This window comes from Okeania sp. (genome assembly GCF_983059655.1).
This window is the reverse complement of sequence record NZ_CEZPJD010000025.1, coordinates 1-16,307: the sequence shown is the minus strand read 5'-3', so window position 1 is coordinate 16,307 and position 16,307 is coordinate 1. Positions and strand designations below refer to the sequence as shown.

At 39.6% G+C, this 16,307-nt stretch carries 13 protein-coding genes and 1 pseudogene; all 14 read left to right on the top strand.

The window, feature by feature from the left end; all coding sequences use genetic code 11:
* The first annotated feature begins 41 nt into the window (after positions 1 to 41).
* The 14 genes and pseudogenes from AC3DU7_RS03180 (at position 42) to AC3DU7_RS03115 (ending at position 15,991) form a co-directional block, all read left to right on the top strand.
* On the top strand, positions 42 to 1,115 hold the full coding sequence (locus tag AC3DU7_RS03180) for an alcohol dehydrogenase family protein (RefSeq protein WP_488037917.1): 1,074 nt from the start codon (positions 42 to 44) through the stop codon (positions 1,113 to 1,115).
* A gap of 74 nt (positions 1,116 to 1,189) precedes the next feature.
* Positions 1,190 to 2,509 (top strand): NAD(P)-dependent oxidoreductase, encoded by a 1,320-nt coding sequence (locus AC3DU7_RS03175; protein WP_488037916.1) that lies wholly within the window; start codon positions 1,190 to 1,192, stop codon positions 2,507 to 2,509.
* A gap of 525 nt (positions 2,510 to 3,034) precedes the next feature.
* Positions 3,035 to 3,940 (top strand): dihydropteroate synthase, encoded by a 906-nt coding sequence (locus AC3DU7_RS03170; protein ID WP_488037915.1) that lies wholly within the window; start codon positions 3,035 to 3,037, stop codon positions 3,938 to 3,940.
* Between the two features lie 19 nt (positions 3,941 to 3,959).
* Positions 3,960 to 4,685 carry a bifunctional dihydropteridine reductase/dihydrofolate reductase TmpR gene (gene tmpR / locus AC3DU7_RS03165; RefSeq protein WP_488037914.1) on the top strand — a complete coding sequence of 242 codons (726 nt, stop codon included), beginning with the start codon at positions 3,960 to 3,962 and terminating at the stop codon, positions 4,683 to 4,685.
* Between the two features lie 91 nt (positions 4,686 to 4,776).
* Positions 4,777 to 4,905, top strand: coding sequence for a hypothetical protein (locus AC3DU7_RS03160; RefSeq protein ID WP_488037913.1), 129 nt, complete (start codon positions 4,777 to 4,779; stop codon positions 4,903 to 4,905).
* A gap of 287 nt (positions 4,906 to 5,192) precedes the next feature.
* Positions 5,193 to 5,891 carry a class I SAM-dependent methyltransferase gene (locus AC3DU7_RS03155; RefSeq protein WP_488037912.1) on the top strand — a complete coding sequence of 233 codons (699 nt, stop codon included), beginning with the start codon at positions 5,193 to 5,195 and terminating at the stop codon, positions 5,889 to 5,891.
* A 44-nt stretch (positions 5,892 to 5,935) separates the two neighbouring features.
* Positions 5,936 to 7,057, top strand: coding sequence for a TauD/TfdA family dioxygenase (locus AC3DU7_RS03150; RefSeq protein ID WP_488037911.1), 1,122 nt, complete (start codon positions 5,936 to 5,938; stop codon positions 7,055 to 7,057).
* Positions 7,058 to 7,359: 302 nt separating this feature from the next.
* Positions 7,360 to 7,614 (top strand): annotated as a pseudogene (locus AC3DU7_RS03145) (AMP-binding protein); the annotation flags it as partial.
* Entirely contained in the window at positions 7,512 to 9,350 is a 1,839-nt protein-coding gene (locus tag AC3DU7_RS03140) for an SDR family oxidoreductase (RefSeq protein ID WP_488037924.1), read from the top strand. The pseudogene AC3DU7_RS03145 and the gene AC3DU7_RS03140, both read left to right, overlap by 103 nt.
* Before the next feature lie 183 nt (positions 9,351 to 9,533).
* A complete protein-coding gene (locus AC3DU7_RS03135; RefSeq protein WP_488037910.1) occupies positions 9,534 to 10,667 on the top strand; it encodes an alpha/beta fold hydrolase in 1,134 nt (377 codons plus the stop codon).
* A 308-nt stretch (positions 10,668 to 10,975) separates the two neighbouring features.
* Complete coding sequence (locus AC3DU7_RS03130) at positions 10,976 to 12,079, top strand: mandelate racemase/muconate lactonizing enzyme family protein (RefSeq protein ID WP_488037909.1); 1,104 nt, start codon at positions 10,976 to 10,978, stop codon at positions 12,077 to 12,079.
* A 29-nt stretch (positions 12,080 to 12,108) separates the two neighbouring features.
* Positions 12,109 to 12,855, top strand: coding sequence for a sulfotransferase-like domain-containing protein (locus AC3DU7_RS03125; RefSeq protein ID WP_488037908.1), 747 nt, complete (start codon positions 12,109 to 12,111; stop codon positions 12,853 to 12,855).
* Positions 12,856 to 12,947: 92 nt separating this feature from the next.
* Positions 12,948 to 15,371 carry a CaiB/BaiF CoA transferase family protein gene (locus tag AC3DU7_RS03120; RefSeq protein WP_488037907.1) on the top strand — a complete coding sequence of 808 codons (2,424 nt, stop codon included), beginning with the start codon at positions 12,948 to 12,950 and terminating at the stop codon, positions 15,369 to 15,371.
* A gap of 497 nt (positions 15,372 to 15,868) precedes the next feature.
* Positions 15,869 to 15,991, top strand: a complete 123-nt coding sequence (locus AC3DU7_RS03115) for a hypothetical protein (RefSeq protein ID WP_488037906.1) — start codon at positions 15,869 to 15,871, stop codon at positions 15,989 to 15,991.
* Positions 15,992 to 16,307 lie beyond the last annotated feature (316 nt).

Below are 16,307 nucleotides of genomic sequence, written 5' to 3'. Positions count from 1 at the left end.
AAAAGGCTAAAACTAACTATCAATTAAGAAAATAAAAAAGAATGATAGAATTAATGAACGCTGTTGTCCTCAATGGATATGGTGGACCTGATAAATTAGTTTATACTCAAGTTCCTAAACCTACTCCCCAGAAAGGAGAAATATTAATCAAAGTAGGAGCTTGTTCCATTAATAATACAGACATAAATACCCGTACAGGATGGTATGCAGCAGATGAAGGGTTTCAAGAAATCCTCCAAGATACCAAGAAAAATGATGAGGAAAAATCTACAGGTTGGTCTCAGACTGGGATACAATTTCCTAGAATTCAAGGTGCAGATATTGTTGGTGAAGTTGTAGAAATAGGTATAGATGTAGAACCTAAATTTCTCAATCAAAGGGTAATTGTCGATCCGTGGATCAGGGTAGAAAATATGGAAAAATATCAATATGTAGGCAGTGAATTGAATGGCGGTTTTGCCGAATATGTTGCTATTCCTGTCACCAACGTTTGTCTGATTAATTCATCTCTGTCAGATGTGGAGTTAGCTACCGTACCTTGCTCTTATTCTACGGCAGAAAATCTCTTGACAAAAGGAAGAGTTAGTGATAAAGATACTGTTGTAATCATGGGTGCTTCTGGCGGTGTGGGGAGTTCCGCCGTTCAGTTAGCTAAAATAAGAGGAGCAACAGTTATTGCAATTGTCGGCAAAAATAAAGAACATTTAGTTAAGGAATTAGGTGCTGATTATATTTATACTCGCAACGATGAATTAGCATCAAATTTGGCGCAACATGAAATTACTGTTTCCGTGGATGTGGTAGGTGGAGAATATTTTGAGATAATTTTCAAAGCGCTGAGTATTGGGGGACGGTATGTCACAGCAGGAGCGATCGCCTCTCCCATAGTTGAGCTAGACTTGCGAGATTTGATTTACAAAGATACAGAAATGATTGGAGCAACTCGCTTTGAACCTGAAGTGTTTCAGAATTTGCTTGAGTATATTGAAAAAGGTCTCTTGAAACCTCAAGTAGCTAAAGTTTTTCCCCTGAGTGAAATTAAGGAAGCTCAGAAATTTTTTCAAAATAAAGGCTTTTTTGGTAAAGTTGTGATTACGCCTGAAAAAAAACTATAGAAAAGTAAAGTTGATGATTACCTGAGATGATAAAATAACAGATACTTCACAGATGAAAATTTCAGGAGAAAATTATGACAAAACAAAAAGTTGGTTACATCGGCACTGGTGCGATGGGCAAACAAAACATCTATAAACTGCTAGAGGATGGGTATGAAGTCCAAGTTTATGATAAGTATCCAGAAGCAGCAAAACCAGTTATTGCCAAAGGGGCTATTTGGAAAGATAGTCCCAAGGAAGCTGCTCAAGGTGCCGATCTGGTGATTACCAATTTACCCTTACCCCATCATGTATTAGAAAATATGTTAGGGGAAACTGGAGCAGCAGAAGGAATGAGACCAGGTGCAACTTGGATGGATTTTTCTACAACTGACTACCATAATACCCAACATATAGCAGGAGAAGCTGCCAAAAAAGGAATATTCAGTTTAGAATCTCCCGTAAGTAACCTATCTCACATGGGTGTAGATTTTTGTAATGTTAGTTACTATGTTAGTGGCGATCGGGAAGGCTACGATCTTAGCAAAGAAACTCTGGATGCCATAGGCAAAATTTCCTTCTTTGTTAGTAAAACTATAGGCGAAGCTCAAACAGTAAAACTCCTAACCAACTTGTTGTTTTATTCACAAATGTTGGTATTAGGGGAAGTATATATGATTTGCAAAATATATGGCATTCCCTTTTTATGGATGTGGGATTATATTCGAGCTTCCATAGGAAATAGTGTGGTGACAGAGCAAGTAAGTCCCTTTATTTTTGATGGCAGTTATGATTATTCCTGTTCCTTAGAAATTACGGTTAAAGATACTGATTTAACAGTCAAATTAGCCGATGAATTAAATGTTCCGTTACCCTTAGGGCGTATTGTGGAAGAAAGATATCGGGAAGCCGGACAAAAATATGATGCCCATGATAATCATGTGAAAGTCACTAAATTAATTGAAGAAGACAATAATTTGGATTTGCGGTTGCCTGATTTTACGGCTCCTTCTCCTTATGGTTTAGACCGGAGTTACATTCATTCTGAAGAAAGAGTAACTGATAGTTTTGGGCGCATTAAACCTCTTCCTTATCAATTAGAATATGCAGCTCCGGAACCATTAGAAGATGAGAAATTGATGGATATTGCTAAATCTCTCACAGATTTTATGGCTTATATTAATTATTTAGTCTTAGGAGAAGCTAACGATCTAGGGAAAGGTATGGGATTAACTGATGAGTTATTAGTGGATGTGATTCGTTGGAGTGTTGGAACCTGTTGGATATTTGATAATATTGATACTTATCAACCTAATCCAGAGATTGTAGAGAAGATTAAATCCTTTGATTTTGGCAGCAAAGTCAAACTTCCAGTTATGACAAAGATGCTAGCACATCTGAGTCAGCAGAAGTAGGCAAGAAGCAAGAGTCATGCAAAAGTAAGAGTTTTTGAAGAAAAATAGACTTAATTAGATTTGTTTTTGACAATTACTGCGAAGTCTATTGACGATTAGATGTTTTTATTTTGACTTAAGTGTGATACATTCAATACCTGAAGTCTCTCCAAAACTACCGATTTGGGAACTCTCGCATCTGGAGAATCTATCGAGAGGACATCAGTTTAGTCATCTAGACAAGTGATGCTGTTGTCAATTATTAATCTTTGGCAGCACGTCATATCATATCCGGTTGAATAATTAGACTTTGGTGGAAGGAAGGCAGGAGGCAGAAGGTTTTCTCCCATTGTCACCTTAATTTTATACACGCTCCGATGCTACCGGACATGATGTCACCTTTGAAGAAAACCAAAAATTTATAGTCATTTCAGTTAAGATTGAGACAAGGGTTTCTTGCCTTGAAAGAATTTCAGCTGAAAAAGTGTTTCAGTCTTATTCAGAATGACTATATCTATTGTTAACAGTTTACTCCTAATCACAAAAATGCTAACCCTTGAAGATTTATACCAAGTGTATGCCGAGCATAAAGATGAATACAGTACTCGAGTACAAGAATTTACTATCGGCCATAAGCACTTTAAATTTAACACTCAAACAGCGATCGCAGGAGTAATCAATCTTTCCACTGACTCCTGGTGGATCCACTCCATTTGTTATACTGCAGAACAAGCCATTCAACGAGGAAAAGTGCTGAATGCTGAAGGGGCTGACATTGTGGATATTGGTGCAGAATCAATGACAGCAGGTACTGCCAGAGCTGATGAATTCAAACAAAAAAGCGAACTGCTTCCTGTTATTCGCACTCTGAGTGAAGAAAAAGTATTGACTTCTGTAGAAACCTATTACCCAACAGTAGCTAGGGAATGCTTAAAAGCTGGTGCTAATGTCATTAACTACACTGGACATGAGAACAGCGAGGAAATGTATCAAGCGATTGCGGATTACGATGCTGCAATCATTATATGCTATGTTCAAGGAAAACATGCCAGAGATGTAGGGGAATTTGATTTTAGCAAGGCTCGAGATCCAATTAATTTAGTCTATGATTTTCTAGCCAAGGAGATCGAAAAAGCCACTAAGTGTGGTGTGACAAAAATTATGGTCGATCCGGCTATCGGTGTGGGATATACAAATTTCTACTTCAAATACAATAATGCACCCAATCGAATCCGCTATCAAATAAATGCTCTCTTGAATGGCTTTAGGCTCAAAAAATTAGGATTTCCTGTGTTTAACATGATTCCCACTGCCATGGAATTCTTCGGAGAAGAAGTCAGAAGCGCTCAAGTGTTTATGTCTGTTTTTGCTGCTTTGGGTGGAAGCAATATTGTCAGAACTCACGAAACAGCTAAAATCAGAGCGATTTTGGACATTTTTACTGCTGTTTAAGTCGATCCTAAAAATAAAGATGATGATTAAAAAAGCTCTTGTTACAGGTTCTGCTGTGGGAATTGGACGGGCGATAGGTCTAGATCTGGCAAGTAAAGGATTTGATGTTGCATTTCACTACAACAATAGTGCTGAAGTAGCTCAACAAGCTAGCCAAGAGGCTGCTGCTACCCATGGTGTTAAATCAATTGCGCTTCAAGCAGATATTACCAAACCAGAGGAGGTTCAATTTCTAGTAGAACAGGCAGCAGAACAGCTAGAAGGCTTATCTGTCGCCATCAATAGTGTGGGTAACTATTTAGAAAAACCACTCACTATCTCTTCTCTAGAAGAGTGGCATCACATCCTAGATTCCAACCTCAATAGTGTTTTCTATATGACTCAAGCAATACTTCCCCATCTCAGGAAAGCAGGCTGGGGTCGGATCGTTAACTTTGCCTTTGCCAGCGCTCAACATATGATAGTAGATGATATACATCCTGTCTATCGAATGGCTAAAACAGCTCTCGTCAGCTATAGCAAGGGCCTAGCTAAAGAGTTAATTCAAGAAAACATTACTGTTAATGTAATTGCTCCAGGAGTGGCAGAAAACTCTATTGGTTTAGAGGAAACCATCCCCCTACTACCCAAGAAAAGACCTGCAACACTTGAAGAAATGTGCTACGCCGTTAATTTTTTTATCAGTCCTAAAGCGGATTACATTACTGGACAAATCCTGGAAGTTGCCGGGGGATGGAGATTGTAATAGACCTCTCCGGAAAAGAGGGAGTAGGGGGAAAGAATTAATGATTTCTGCTTACGGGATTGATTTTATTTTTAATTATCGGAGATGTCTAATGGATAACGATCTAGGGAAAGGGAAAGGTATGGGATTAACTGATGAGTTATTAGTCTATGTGATTCGTTGGAGTGTTGAAACCTGTTGGGTATCTGATAATCTTGATACTTATCAACCTAATCCATAGATTGTGGAGAAGATTAAATCCTTTGATTTTGGCAGTAAAGTGAAACTTCCAGTTATCACAAAGATGCTGGCACATCTGAGTCGTTAACAGAAGTTTTTTGTTTGTAGTTTTGCCCTAGTCCCTCAAATATTTATGTCTGGGCTAGAGCAAAACTACGAGCCTCATTATAATTGTTCTACTGGACATGATATAATCATAAAGATGAGTAAACTATAAGTGTCAATATCAACATCTTGTTATTTAGAAATAGTATAATAACCTGAAAATTATAGCTTTAATATTTTTATATGCACAAAAATAAAGAAGATCCAGGAAAAATTTCTAATGATGTAGAAGAGTGGGTCTTTGGTGCTGAAATAGCTAATAGGTTTACTGATGAAGCTGAAAAACATATACCTGACTACTGGAAAGTAATAGAACTAACAATTAATATACTCAAAGATAATGTACCTAAAGATGGGTATATTATAGACGTGGGATGTGCCAGCGGTAATACATTATTGTATTTATACAAACATGGTTTCAAAAATTTGTTTGGGATAGATTCTTCTCAAGAAATGTTAAAAGTAGCTAGCAAAAATCTGAGTAAAGTTGACAACGATTTCCCTTCTAGACTTTTTCAATCAAAAACATTCGTTAAAAATATGACTTTTGATGCTATTCTTTGCAACTGGACTCTTCACTTCATTCAAGAAAGACAAGAGTACTTAAAAGCTATTTTTGATTCTTTAGTTAGTAATGGATTATTTATCCTGACAGAAAAAACACTTCAAAGTACAATAATAGAAGATAAATATATACTTTTTAAACAAAAAAAAGGATTGAGTAATGAAGAAATTGAACGTAAGAAACAACAGTTAGAAGGTGTGTTACGTCCCTTGTCTGTAACACAAAATCTAGAGTTATTAACTAAGACTGGTTTTTATCAAATAGAAATAATAAATGCTAAACTCGGATTTGTCACTTTTTTGTGCATAAAACCCTAAGTATCTGAAAAAAGTTGTAAATTCTAGTATCTTAGCTACCAATAATGGAAAATAACTCTTTTGTAACAGTTAATAACAAACGCTTTCACTACATTTGGTTACGCGATAATTGTCTTTCTGAGAAAAGTCGCCATTCTAGCTCTTTTCAGAAGCTCTATGACTTCAGCGAAGGAAAAGAAATCCCAAATCCAAAACTTGTAAAGTTAACAGATGAGGAATTGATAATTGACTGGGATGAAGATCCTCCACATCGCAGCATTTTTCCTATTGAATGGTTGATGGCTTATGCTTACGATCGCAACCAAGATGGCCACAACGACAAGCATAAGGAAGCACAAAGTCGCTATCCTGAAGAATTTTTGTGGAATAAAGCTTTGCTGGAGAGCTATCTATCTGAGTGGGAAAATTCTAGTTTCGGGGTTTCTCAAGGATGGAAAGATCGGCTTTTTAGATATGGTTTTAGTTTAATCCATGATTTAATTCCAGAAAAACATCAGGATTTTCTGGCTTCTATTGGACCAATGCTCTATACTGAAGTAGGAGCTTTCTATGATGTTGAATACAAGTCTGGAGCGAACGACTTAGGAGATACTTGCCATCTTCTCACCCCTCATACTGATTACCCAAACAGAGATTATCCTCACTTGCTAACTTGCTTTTACATGGTTAAAAATGAATCGATAGGAGGAGAATCAATTTTAGTAGACGGTTTTCGTGTTGCTAAAGATTTTGGTGAAAAATATCCCCATTACTTTCGATTATTAGCTCACACTCCCATCCAGTTCCGTCAATTCTATACAAACTGGCAGTATTTTTATACTAGAAGTATACCTATTCTTAAGTTGGATGATTCTGGAGATTTAGTTGCGATTAACTTTGCTCATTCCCATGCTAGTAATTGGAATCTTCCTTTCGAGCAGATGGAGGAGTTTTATCAAGCTTATGCAACCTTCTTTAACTATCTCAAAAATCCAGATTACCAATATTGTTTGCGTCTGGAGAAGGGAGACTGTTTGCTGATGAATAATGATCGCATTCTTCATGGCAGAAAGTCTTTTGACCTCAGTTCAGGAAGCAGACTTTTGAGAGTAGGATATTTAGTTTGGGATCATATCACAGGAAGAGAGAATTTTCACCAATATAAAGATTTGTATATGAGTAAATAGCTGTTGCACTTGTATTCTATTCTTTAACCTAAAGAGTGTAAATTTTTCCGAAAATTATGAAAATATCTAAGATTACTGTCTATCAAGTAACTTTACCCCTAGAACATCCTTAACGACTATCAGGTGGTAGGTTGTATTTTGACAAACTGGATTCTACTATCATTGCTATGGATACAGATGAAGGAATTCGGGATTGGGGAGTAAGGATGTCCTTGGGGTTCTACTTATTTACCAGCTTTTCCAAGGGGTGTCAGAGCTGGAATTGAAGAACTCGCCCCTCACTACCTTATAGAACCCCAGAGCAAATTGCTATCGTAGATCGTGGCAATTTAATTACCTACCAAAAACTAGACCAGTTAACAGATAACTTAGCAGGTTACCTTCAACAAAAAGGAGTCACCTCAAATCAACCTGTTGGAGTTTTTCTAGAAAAATCTCAAGATTATATTATTGCCTGTCTAGCTATCCTGAAAGCTGGTGGGGCTTATATGCCTCTGGAAATAAAATATCCGGATGCAATCATTGCCAAAATGGTAGCGGATCTCAACCTAATGTAATTATTACTAAGAGTCAATATTCCCAAAGATTAAGTAGTGAATTCGCTCTAAAAATTTTACCTATAGACAGAGAAAATAACTGGAACTCACCCCCAAGACAAGACCAAAAATTACCATCAATAGCCCCTCAAGATATATCTCATCTCGCCTACACATCAGGAAGTACAGGAGAACCAAAAGGCATATTATTAAGCCATCAAGCACATCTTGTTAGTGAGTTGAGGCGAGATCGAATAAGTTTGTGTAAATCACGAGATCGTTTAGCATATAATACATTCTTTCAATGGGAAATATGGAGACATTTAATCAGAGGTGCAACCTGTTATATTATCCCTGATGAAATTATTTGTGATTCTCAACTATTTTGTGATTTTATCTTTGAAAATAAAATCAAGGAAATAACAATATCTCCTTCATTAATGCAAACTATAATTAATACAGTTGCAGCCGATCGCATAATCTCGAAATTATCAGCCTTAGAAGTTATTTGGTTTACTGGGGAAGCAGTAAACAAAAATCTAAAATATCAATTGCTAGACAGATTACCATCTACTCGTTTAATAAATTATTATGGGCTGAGTGAATGTGCTACTATTGCCGTTGATTATTTGCGAGAAAGCGAAGATTTACCATCAGGGTTCTGCTCTGTTGGCACTCCTTTTGAAGAAGATAAAGTTATCCTTTTAGATGAAAATGGCAATCAAGTGTCTCCAGGAAATGAGGGAGAAATATATGTCAATAGCCCCTGTATGTTTCAAGAATATTTGAATAAACCTAGTCTCACGGCTGACAGTTTTATTGATATTAACGGCAGTCGCTTTTTTAGAACAGGAGATTTAGCTGTTATTCTACCCAGTGGAAAACTGGAAATCAGGGGACGCTGTAATTCTATGGTCAATCTGCGGGGATATAACATATCCTTAGCTGGGATTGAAAACACTTTATTAGAACATCCAGAAATTAAAAGCTGTGTAGTTATTCTTCAAGGAAAAGAAGAAGCAGAAAAGAGACTGATAGCCTATTTCGTATCTCAAGAGCAAGGGAAATCTCCTGAGGAGGTTGGGCAGCTAAAATTAAGTTTACGTCATCACTTACAAGAGTGTTTGCCTCCTTATATGATTCCAGGCGTTTTTGTAGCGATCGAGGAAATTCCTTTAACTCCCATTGGTAAGTTAGATCGTAGCAAACTACCTATTCCAGACCATTCCCGCCCAAAATTAGCAGTGCCGTTAGTCAAATCTAAAATGGAGGCTATGGGTGCAGAGGTTCTGGTGCTGAGTGCTGATGTAGCTAATCAGCAACAAATGGAGGCAGTAATTGCTCAAGCAGAGGATCGCTTTGGAAGCATTAATGGAGTCATCCACAGCGTTATGTTTACTAGAGAAAAAGCATTGTCTTCTATCGCTAAGACTACTAACACTCAGGTTCAGAATCACTGCCTAGGAAAAGTTGCGGGAACCCTTATCTTATCAAAGGTTTTCCAGAATAAACATCTTGACTTCTGCATATTGCTATCATCTATAGCATCGGTACTGGGAGCTACAAGCCATGTTGCTTACTCAGCAGCCAATCTGTTTATGGATGCCTTCGTTCACCAGCAAAACAAAACTAATGCTATCCCTTGGTTAAGTGTTAACTGGGAGGAAACCGATCAGGGCGATTATCAAATTGGAGCCACATGGATTCAATTTACAATAACTCCCGAGGAAGGCATTCAAGCCTTTGAGAGGATTTGATCGACTCAAAACCTGAATCAAATCATTCTCTCCAATGGAGACCTAGAAGCTCGCATAGATCAATGGGTAAAACTTAAATCTGTAAACAAACAAAATAACCCCGATCAACAAGAATCATCCTCACTGGTTGAGTTTCGTCAGCAATTAGAAACATTTCCTATAGTTGAGCGTAGGGCATTATTGGTGACTTATGTTCGGAAGCAGATAGCAAAAGTCCTCGGAACATCTCCAGATTGCATCGCATTAGAGCAAAAACTCATAGACTTAGGATTAGACTCTTTGATGTCTATTGAGTTGAAAAACTCTCTCCAATTGAGTCTGGGTTTATCTTTACCTTCTACTTTGTTCTTTGATTATCCAACTCTAGAAGCAATAATTGGTTATTTGGCTGAGGAAGTTCTTTCTTTTGACGACTTGACCTGTGTAACCGATGCCTCGATTAAACAGGGTATGGAGGATGACTCCTACCGCTCTACCTTAGTACCCATTCAGCCAAATGGCTCAAAACCTCCTCTGTTCTTTGTCCCTGGAGTCTTTGGCAACGTCTTCGATATCTATCCCTTGGCACAACACCTAGGTTCAGAACAACCTTTATACGGCTTGCGATCGCTCGGTTTAAATGAGGACGAAAAACCATTAGCTCGCATGACAGATATAGCAGCCAACCACATCAAAGCCTTACAAGCCGTTCAGCCTCAGGGCCTATACTTTCTGGGCGGTCATTCCCTCGGAGGCAAAGTGGTCTTCGAGATGGCTCAACAGTTACAAGATCGAGGACAGGAGGTAGCTTTGCTAGCCATTGTGGATTGTTTGGAGACAAATCCTCAAAAATATCAAGACTTTTCTGATTGGGACAATGCTAAACTCATCAACGATCTGAGCAGTTTTTATGAAGGTTCTTTAGGACAGGAGGTCAAAGTTTCAGCAGAAACACTTCAATCTATTGGAGAAGGTCGCCAGTTAGATTACCTTCTGGAAAGATTGAGAATAGCAGGCTTGAATTTAAGCCAAGGTGAGCTAAAACGAATTTTCCAAGTTTACAAAGCTCATATTCAAGCTGATGTTGACTATATCCCAAAGGAGAGTTATCCAACTGCTATTACTTTCTTCCGAGCTATTGAAGCTGGTTTATTTGAGGCGACTCTCGGTAAAACAACAATACTCGAAGACCCAACTTGGGGCTGGGGTGAAATTTCTGCTGAATCTGTGACACTTCATAAGGTTCCAGGCAACCATTTCACGATAATGCGAGAACCTCATGTTCGAGTTCTAGCTCAAAAATTTAGGGCTTGTCTTGAAAGCCACTGTAGACACTAAAATAACCCCAAGCAAGCAGATTCTCAGGCAGTTTTTATCAAGGATATGGCCTACTATTTATTCCACTTAGCTGATCGAGAATTTTTGTCTATATTTGAAAATACTTTTCTTGTGCGTGATCCCGCTAAAATGCTCCCATCACTTTACGATAAGTGGCCTGATTTCACTTTTGAGAGTAGGATATTTAGTTTGGGATCATATCACATGAAGAGAGAATTTTCAGCAATATCAAGATTTATATCTGAGTAAATAGCTGTTGCACTCGTGTTCTATTCTTTAATGTAAGAGTGTGAATTTTTCCGAAAATTATGAAAATATCTAAGATTACTGTCTATCAAGTAACTTTACCCCTAGAGCATCCTTACCGACTATCAGGTGGTAGGTTGTATTTTGACAAACTTGATTCTACAATAATTGCGATGGATACAGATGAAGGAATTCGGGGTTGGGGAGAAGGATGTCCTTGGGGTTCCACTTATTTACCCGCTTTTCCACGAGGTGTCAGAGCTGGAATTGAAGAATTAGCCCCTCAATTGATAGGACTCGATCCCAGACGTATTGATTTTATCTATCGGACAATGGATACTGCTCTACCTGGTCATCCCTACATTAAATCTGCTTTGGATATGGCTTGTTGGGATATTTTGGGTAAAACAACAGGTCTACCACTTTGCGAACTGTTTGGTGGTCGTCTTGACCAAGAAATAACCATTCAAAATTCTGTTCCCACAGGTACTCCAGAAGAAATGATTGAATCGATTAAACGGGGTCAAGCAAAAGGGGAAACGGTTCATACCTGTAAAATTGGTGCAGATGTAGCGTTAGATATTGAGAGAATTCAAGCGATCGGTGCTTATTTGCCTGCAAATGAAACTGCAACTTTTGATGTGAATAGAGCTTGGTTAGTAGATGAAGGTATGAGGGTAATGAATTCGGTAAAAGAACCAATTTTGTATTTTGAACAGCCTTGTGAAACTTATGAAGAATGTTTACAGTTACGTCAATTGACTTATCATCCTATTATCTTAGATGAATGTATTCAAGCTTATGGTCATGTTGTTCGCGCTCAAGCTGACCGTGCTTGTGAGGCTATTGGGTTAAAAATTGGTCGAGTAGGAGGATTAACTAAAGCCAGACGTATCCGAGATTTTTGTGTGGAAACAGGAATTAGGATGAATATTGAAGTCACTGGGGGAAGTGTGATTGGAGATGCAGGATCGGTTCATCTCGCTCAGAGTACCCCACTAACTCACTTGCGAGCAACTTGGTTATGCCATGAAATGTTGACTGTGGATACAGCTAAAGGTGGTCCCCGGAATAAAGGGGGGAAAACTTCTGCACCAGAAGCTCCAGGGTTAGGTATAGAGCCAATAATGGATGTTTTGGGAGAAGCGATCGCTGTGTACGAATAAAATTTGTATATCATTACCTTGGTAAGATTATGAGTAAAACTCTGGCCTTATGGTCTACCTTTCGTGCAACATCTACTGCATTTGAGTGCATGATGCGAGAACGAGGTGATTTTGTGGTTTTTCACGAGCCCTTTGGGCTTTCATTTTACAATAGCGAAGAACGGCGTAATACCAATCGTTATCCAGATGCTGAAATCAAAGCTGAGAATAACTATGAAGCCACAAGACAAAGGTTGCTCGACATTGCCAAAAAGCACCAGGTCTTTATCAAAGATATGCCTTACTACATCAGCCACTTAATACAGCCTGAATTTTTGGCTGAGTTTGACAATACTTTCCTGGTACGAGACCCAGCTAAAATGCTTCTTTCTTTGCACTACCGATGGCCAGATTTTACTCTAGAAGAAACTGGTTACGAACCACTCTATAGTTACTTTATGATGGCTCAAGAGATTAGCGGTAAAACACCCATATTAATCGACGCTGAGGATTTGCTTCACAATCCAGACTCAACCGTTAAAGCTTATTGCAATGCAGTGGGCATCCCTTTTCTTCCAGAAGCCTTAAGTTGGGAACCAAAATCTCGACCAGAAATTAACCACTGGCAAAGTGGGGTGTGGCATAGTTCTCTTAATGCTAGCAATGGGTTGAGAGATCGAAAGCAGAAAGAAATTAACTATGGAAAGGTGGAGGATAACGATCGCTTAAAGCAAGCCTACGAGTATTGCTTGCCTTATTACCAAAAACTGTACGAACATCGACTGCGGATTAAATAGCGACTGGTAACGCTGAAACAAACGATAGTGAATAGAATCGATTATGGTTCGCCATCCTGAATACTAAATTTTTCCAACAAAAAGGAGATGTCATGAGCGAAGGTCCTTTGTCCGGTCTAAAAGTTATTGATTTGACACAGTATATAGGGGGTCCATATTGTACAAAACTCCTTGCTGGGTTTGGTGCTGAGGTCATAAAAGTCGAACCACCTAGTGGCGATCCCGTTCGACACATAGGACCATTTGTAGACAGCAAACCAGGGATTGAGCGGAGTATTCCATTTCATTGGCTCAACTCCGGAAAAAAAAGTGTAACTCTCGACCTGGAAACACCAAAAGGAATAGAATTCCTCAAACAACTGATTGCAGGGGCAGATGTTTTAGTCGAGAATTTTGCTCCCACGGTTATGTCCAAGCTAGGATTAAGCTACGACCGGGTTCGAGAAATTAATCCTGCTATTGTGATGACATCTATTTCTAATTTTGGTCAGGATGGACCATATCGGGATTATCGAGCTAATGAAGCAATTTTATATGCCATGAGTGGCTGCATGGAGTCAACTGGGGATACAGATAAACCACCTTTAGCTGCTGGGCCAGCTGTTAGCCAGTACACGGCTGGTATGTATGCCTACTTCGGTACTCTAGTGGCGCTTTTTCAACGTGGGGATGCTGGTGTTGGTCAATATCTTGATATCTCCATTCAGGAAAGCGCAATTGAGAACGTCCAGATGAGAGCAGTCGCCTATCTTCATACGAGTCAGCGCAAACCACGCAATAGCAGCAACCGAGACTGGGCACCGTGGCAGTGTTATCCTTGTCGCAATGGTTATGCTGCCGTGCTGGGAGGTCCCCATCGTAATTGGCGAAAGGGAGCCTCTTTATTTGAAGAGCCACGTCTTTTAGAAGATCGGTTTCTCCATGTATTCGATCGCGCCAAGGCTCATGATGAGGTAGAGTCTTTGATAAAACCTTGGCTGATGCGTCACGACAAAGAGGAAATTTTTGAACTGGGGTTAGCCAGGGGATTTGCCTTTGGTTACTTGGCGTCAATGGCAGAAGCGTTCGAGTTTCAACAGCACCAAGAGCGGGAGTTTTTCCTAGAAACTGAATCCCACCCAGAAGTAGAACGCTTAAAATCCTGTCAAGCTCCCTTCCGCTTATCGAACAGTTCCTGGTATATGGGGCGATCGCCATTGCTAGGAGAACATAATCAACTCATCCAGGCTCAAGAGGAGCAATCTTTATTGACTGAGAGGAATCAAGTAAAACAGAACGGCAAGCCATTGCCAAACCAAAAGAAAAAGCCACCTTTGTCAGGAATTCGAGTGCTGGAGATTTCCCGGGAATGGGCAGGCCCTCATGCCGGAAGAATCCTGGCTGATTTTGGTGCTGAAGTAATCCGAATTGATTATCCCCGTCGGATGGAAACGACAAGGGGAGCTTCGACCAAAAATAAAGCTTATAATCAGCAGTTGGGTTTTCATCACCTCAATCGTAATAAAAAATGCCTAGCAGTTGATCTTAACGATCCGGTGGATCAAGAAATCTTGAAAGACCTGATCCGTCAAACAGACATCGTTCTAGAAAATGCCAGACCGGGGGTACTCAAAAAATTAGGCTTTTCTTATGAAGAACTTAAGGCGATTAAACCGAACATCATTTTGGTTTCAATGTCCGCTTATGGACAAACAGGAACTTATGCGCCCTATCCCGGTTATGGTGCTTCTATCGAACCTCTCAGTGGTGTAAACTGTCTCACCGCTTATAGTCCATATACAGATGCAGATGCAAAGCGGATTAGGGAAACTGACATGATTAATGGTGTTATGGGTGCTTGTGCTGCCATGACTGCCTTATCCAATCGTCAAAGAACGGGAGAAGGAGATTGGGCCGATCTCTCCCAGTTAGAAGGATTGACACACGCGATTGGAGGAGAACACTTCTTGGAATATGCGGTCAATGGGGAGACTACCTTACCTATCGGGAATCGTCATCCAGCTTACGCTCCCCACGGGTGTTATCGTTGTCGGGAGAAAGACCAATGGGTTGTTATCGCCATCGGCTCTGATGAGGAATGGAAGACTTTTTGCGAGATTCTCGGACAGCCGGAGTTGAGCGAAGAACCGCGCTTTGCAAGCACCTGCGTTCGTCAAGAAAATCGCGACGCACTCGACAGGCATATCGAAGCATGGACGTGCGAAAAAACACACTATGAAGTCATGCACTTGCTCCAAGAGCGCGGGTTGATGGCAGGAGCCGTTTTAAATATGGCGGAACTCTGTCAAGATCCTCATCTGTGGGAAAGAAAGTATTTTCAGAAACCCAGTACGGGTTCGGATGCATTTTTTCCTGGCTTTCCATTACGGATGTCTGTCACTAGCCCGGTTTTTGAACATATTGGTGCAGATTTAGGGGAACACAATCGTACAATTATCTGCGATCTACTGGGTCGTCCTGAAGAACAAGTCAAATCCTGGCCGGAAGAGGAACTGGGTACTGATTACGATTCATAGTAGACATCTCCTCCAAAAGAGGGAGTAGGGAGTAGGGAACCCACCCCTAACCCCTCCCAGGAGGGGAAATAATTGACAATTTATGTACCATAATTGATTTGATTTTTTATTATTGGAGATGTCTAGTAATTTGATAAGGCAAGGATTTTCGGCAGCGAGGGAGTAGCGATCGCTGTTTATGAGTAAAAGTGTGGAAGTGTTAGACCTCCTGCAAAAATAAATAAAGATGGGGCGACTGCTAGATGGAAAAATGTCCGAATGCGATCTCCCCTACTCTTGAGGATTTTTTTTTAGTTTTATAAGGCTTTACTGCACGAATATTCTGAAGTACTTGTAGTGTAAGATTTTATCATTAGTAAGATTTATTGAAAAATTATTGCTTCATATGCGGATTGAATAAAATTACTAGAGGCTTAAATATATGAAAGAGTGGTTTTTACCAACATTAGTAGCAATTTTGTGTTAGGGGAGGTTGGGCATTCTTTAAAATGTTAACTGTGGATAAAGCTACAGGTGGTGCGCGGAATCAAGGTGGTAAGAATTTTGCGCCAAAAGCTCCAGCGTTGGGTGTGGAACTGAAAATGGATGTTTTAGGTGAAGCGATCGCTGTTGATCAATAAAATTTTGTATATCATTGTCTTGGTAAGATTATGAGTAAAATTCTGACCTTATGGTCTACCTTTCGTGCGACATATACTGCCTTTGAGTGCATGATCCGAGAAGGAGGTGATTTTGTGGTTTTTAAAGAACCCGGCTTTCATTTTACAATAGCGAAGAACAGGGCAATACCAATCGTTATCCAGATTTTGAACATATTGGTGCAGACTGAGGGGAACACGATCATACAATCATCTGCGATCTATATGGGGCAACCTGAAAAGCAAGTTATAGCGCTTTTCACATGGATAGACTACAGTTAGTATGGGCAACCCAAAA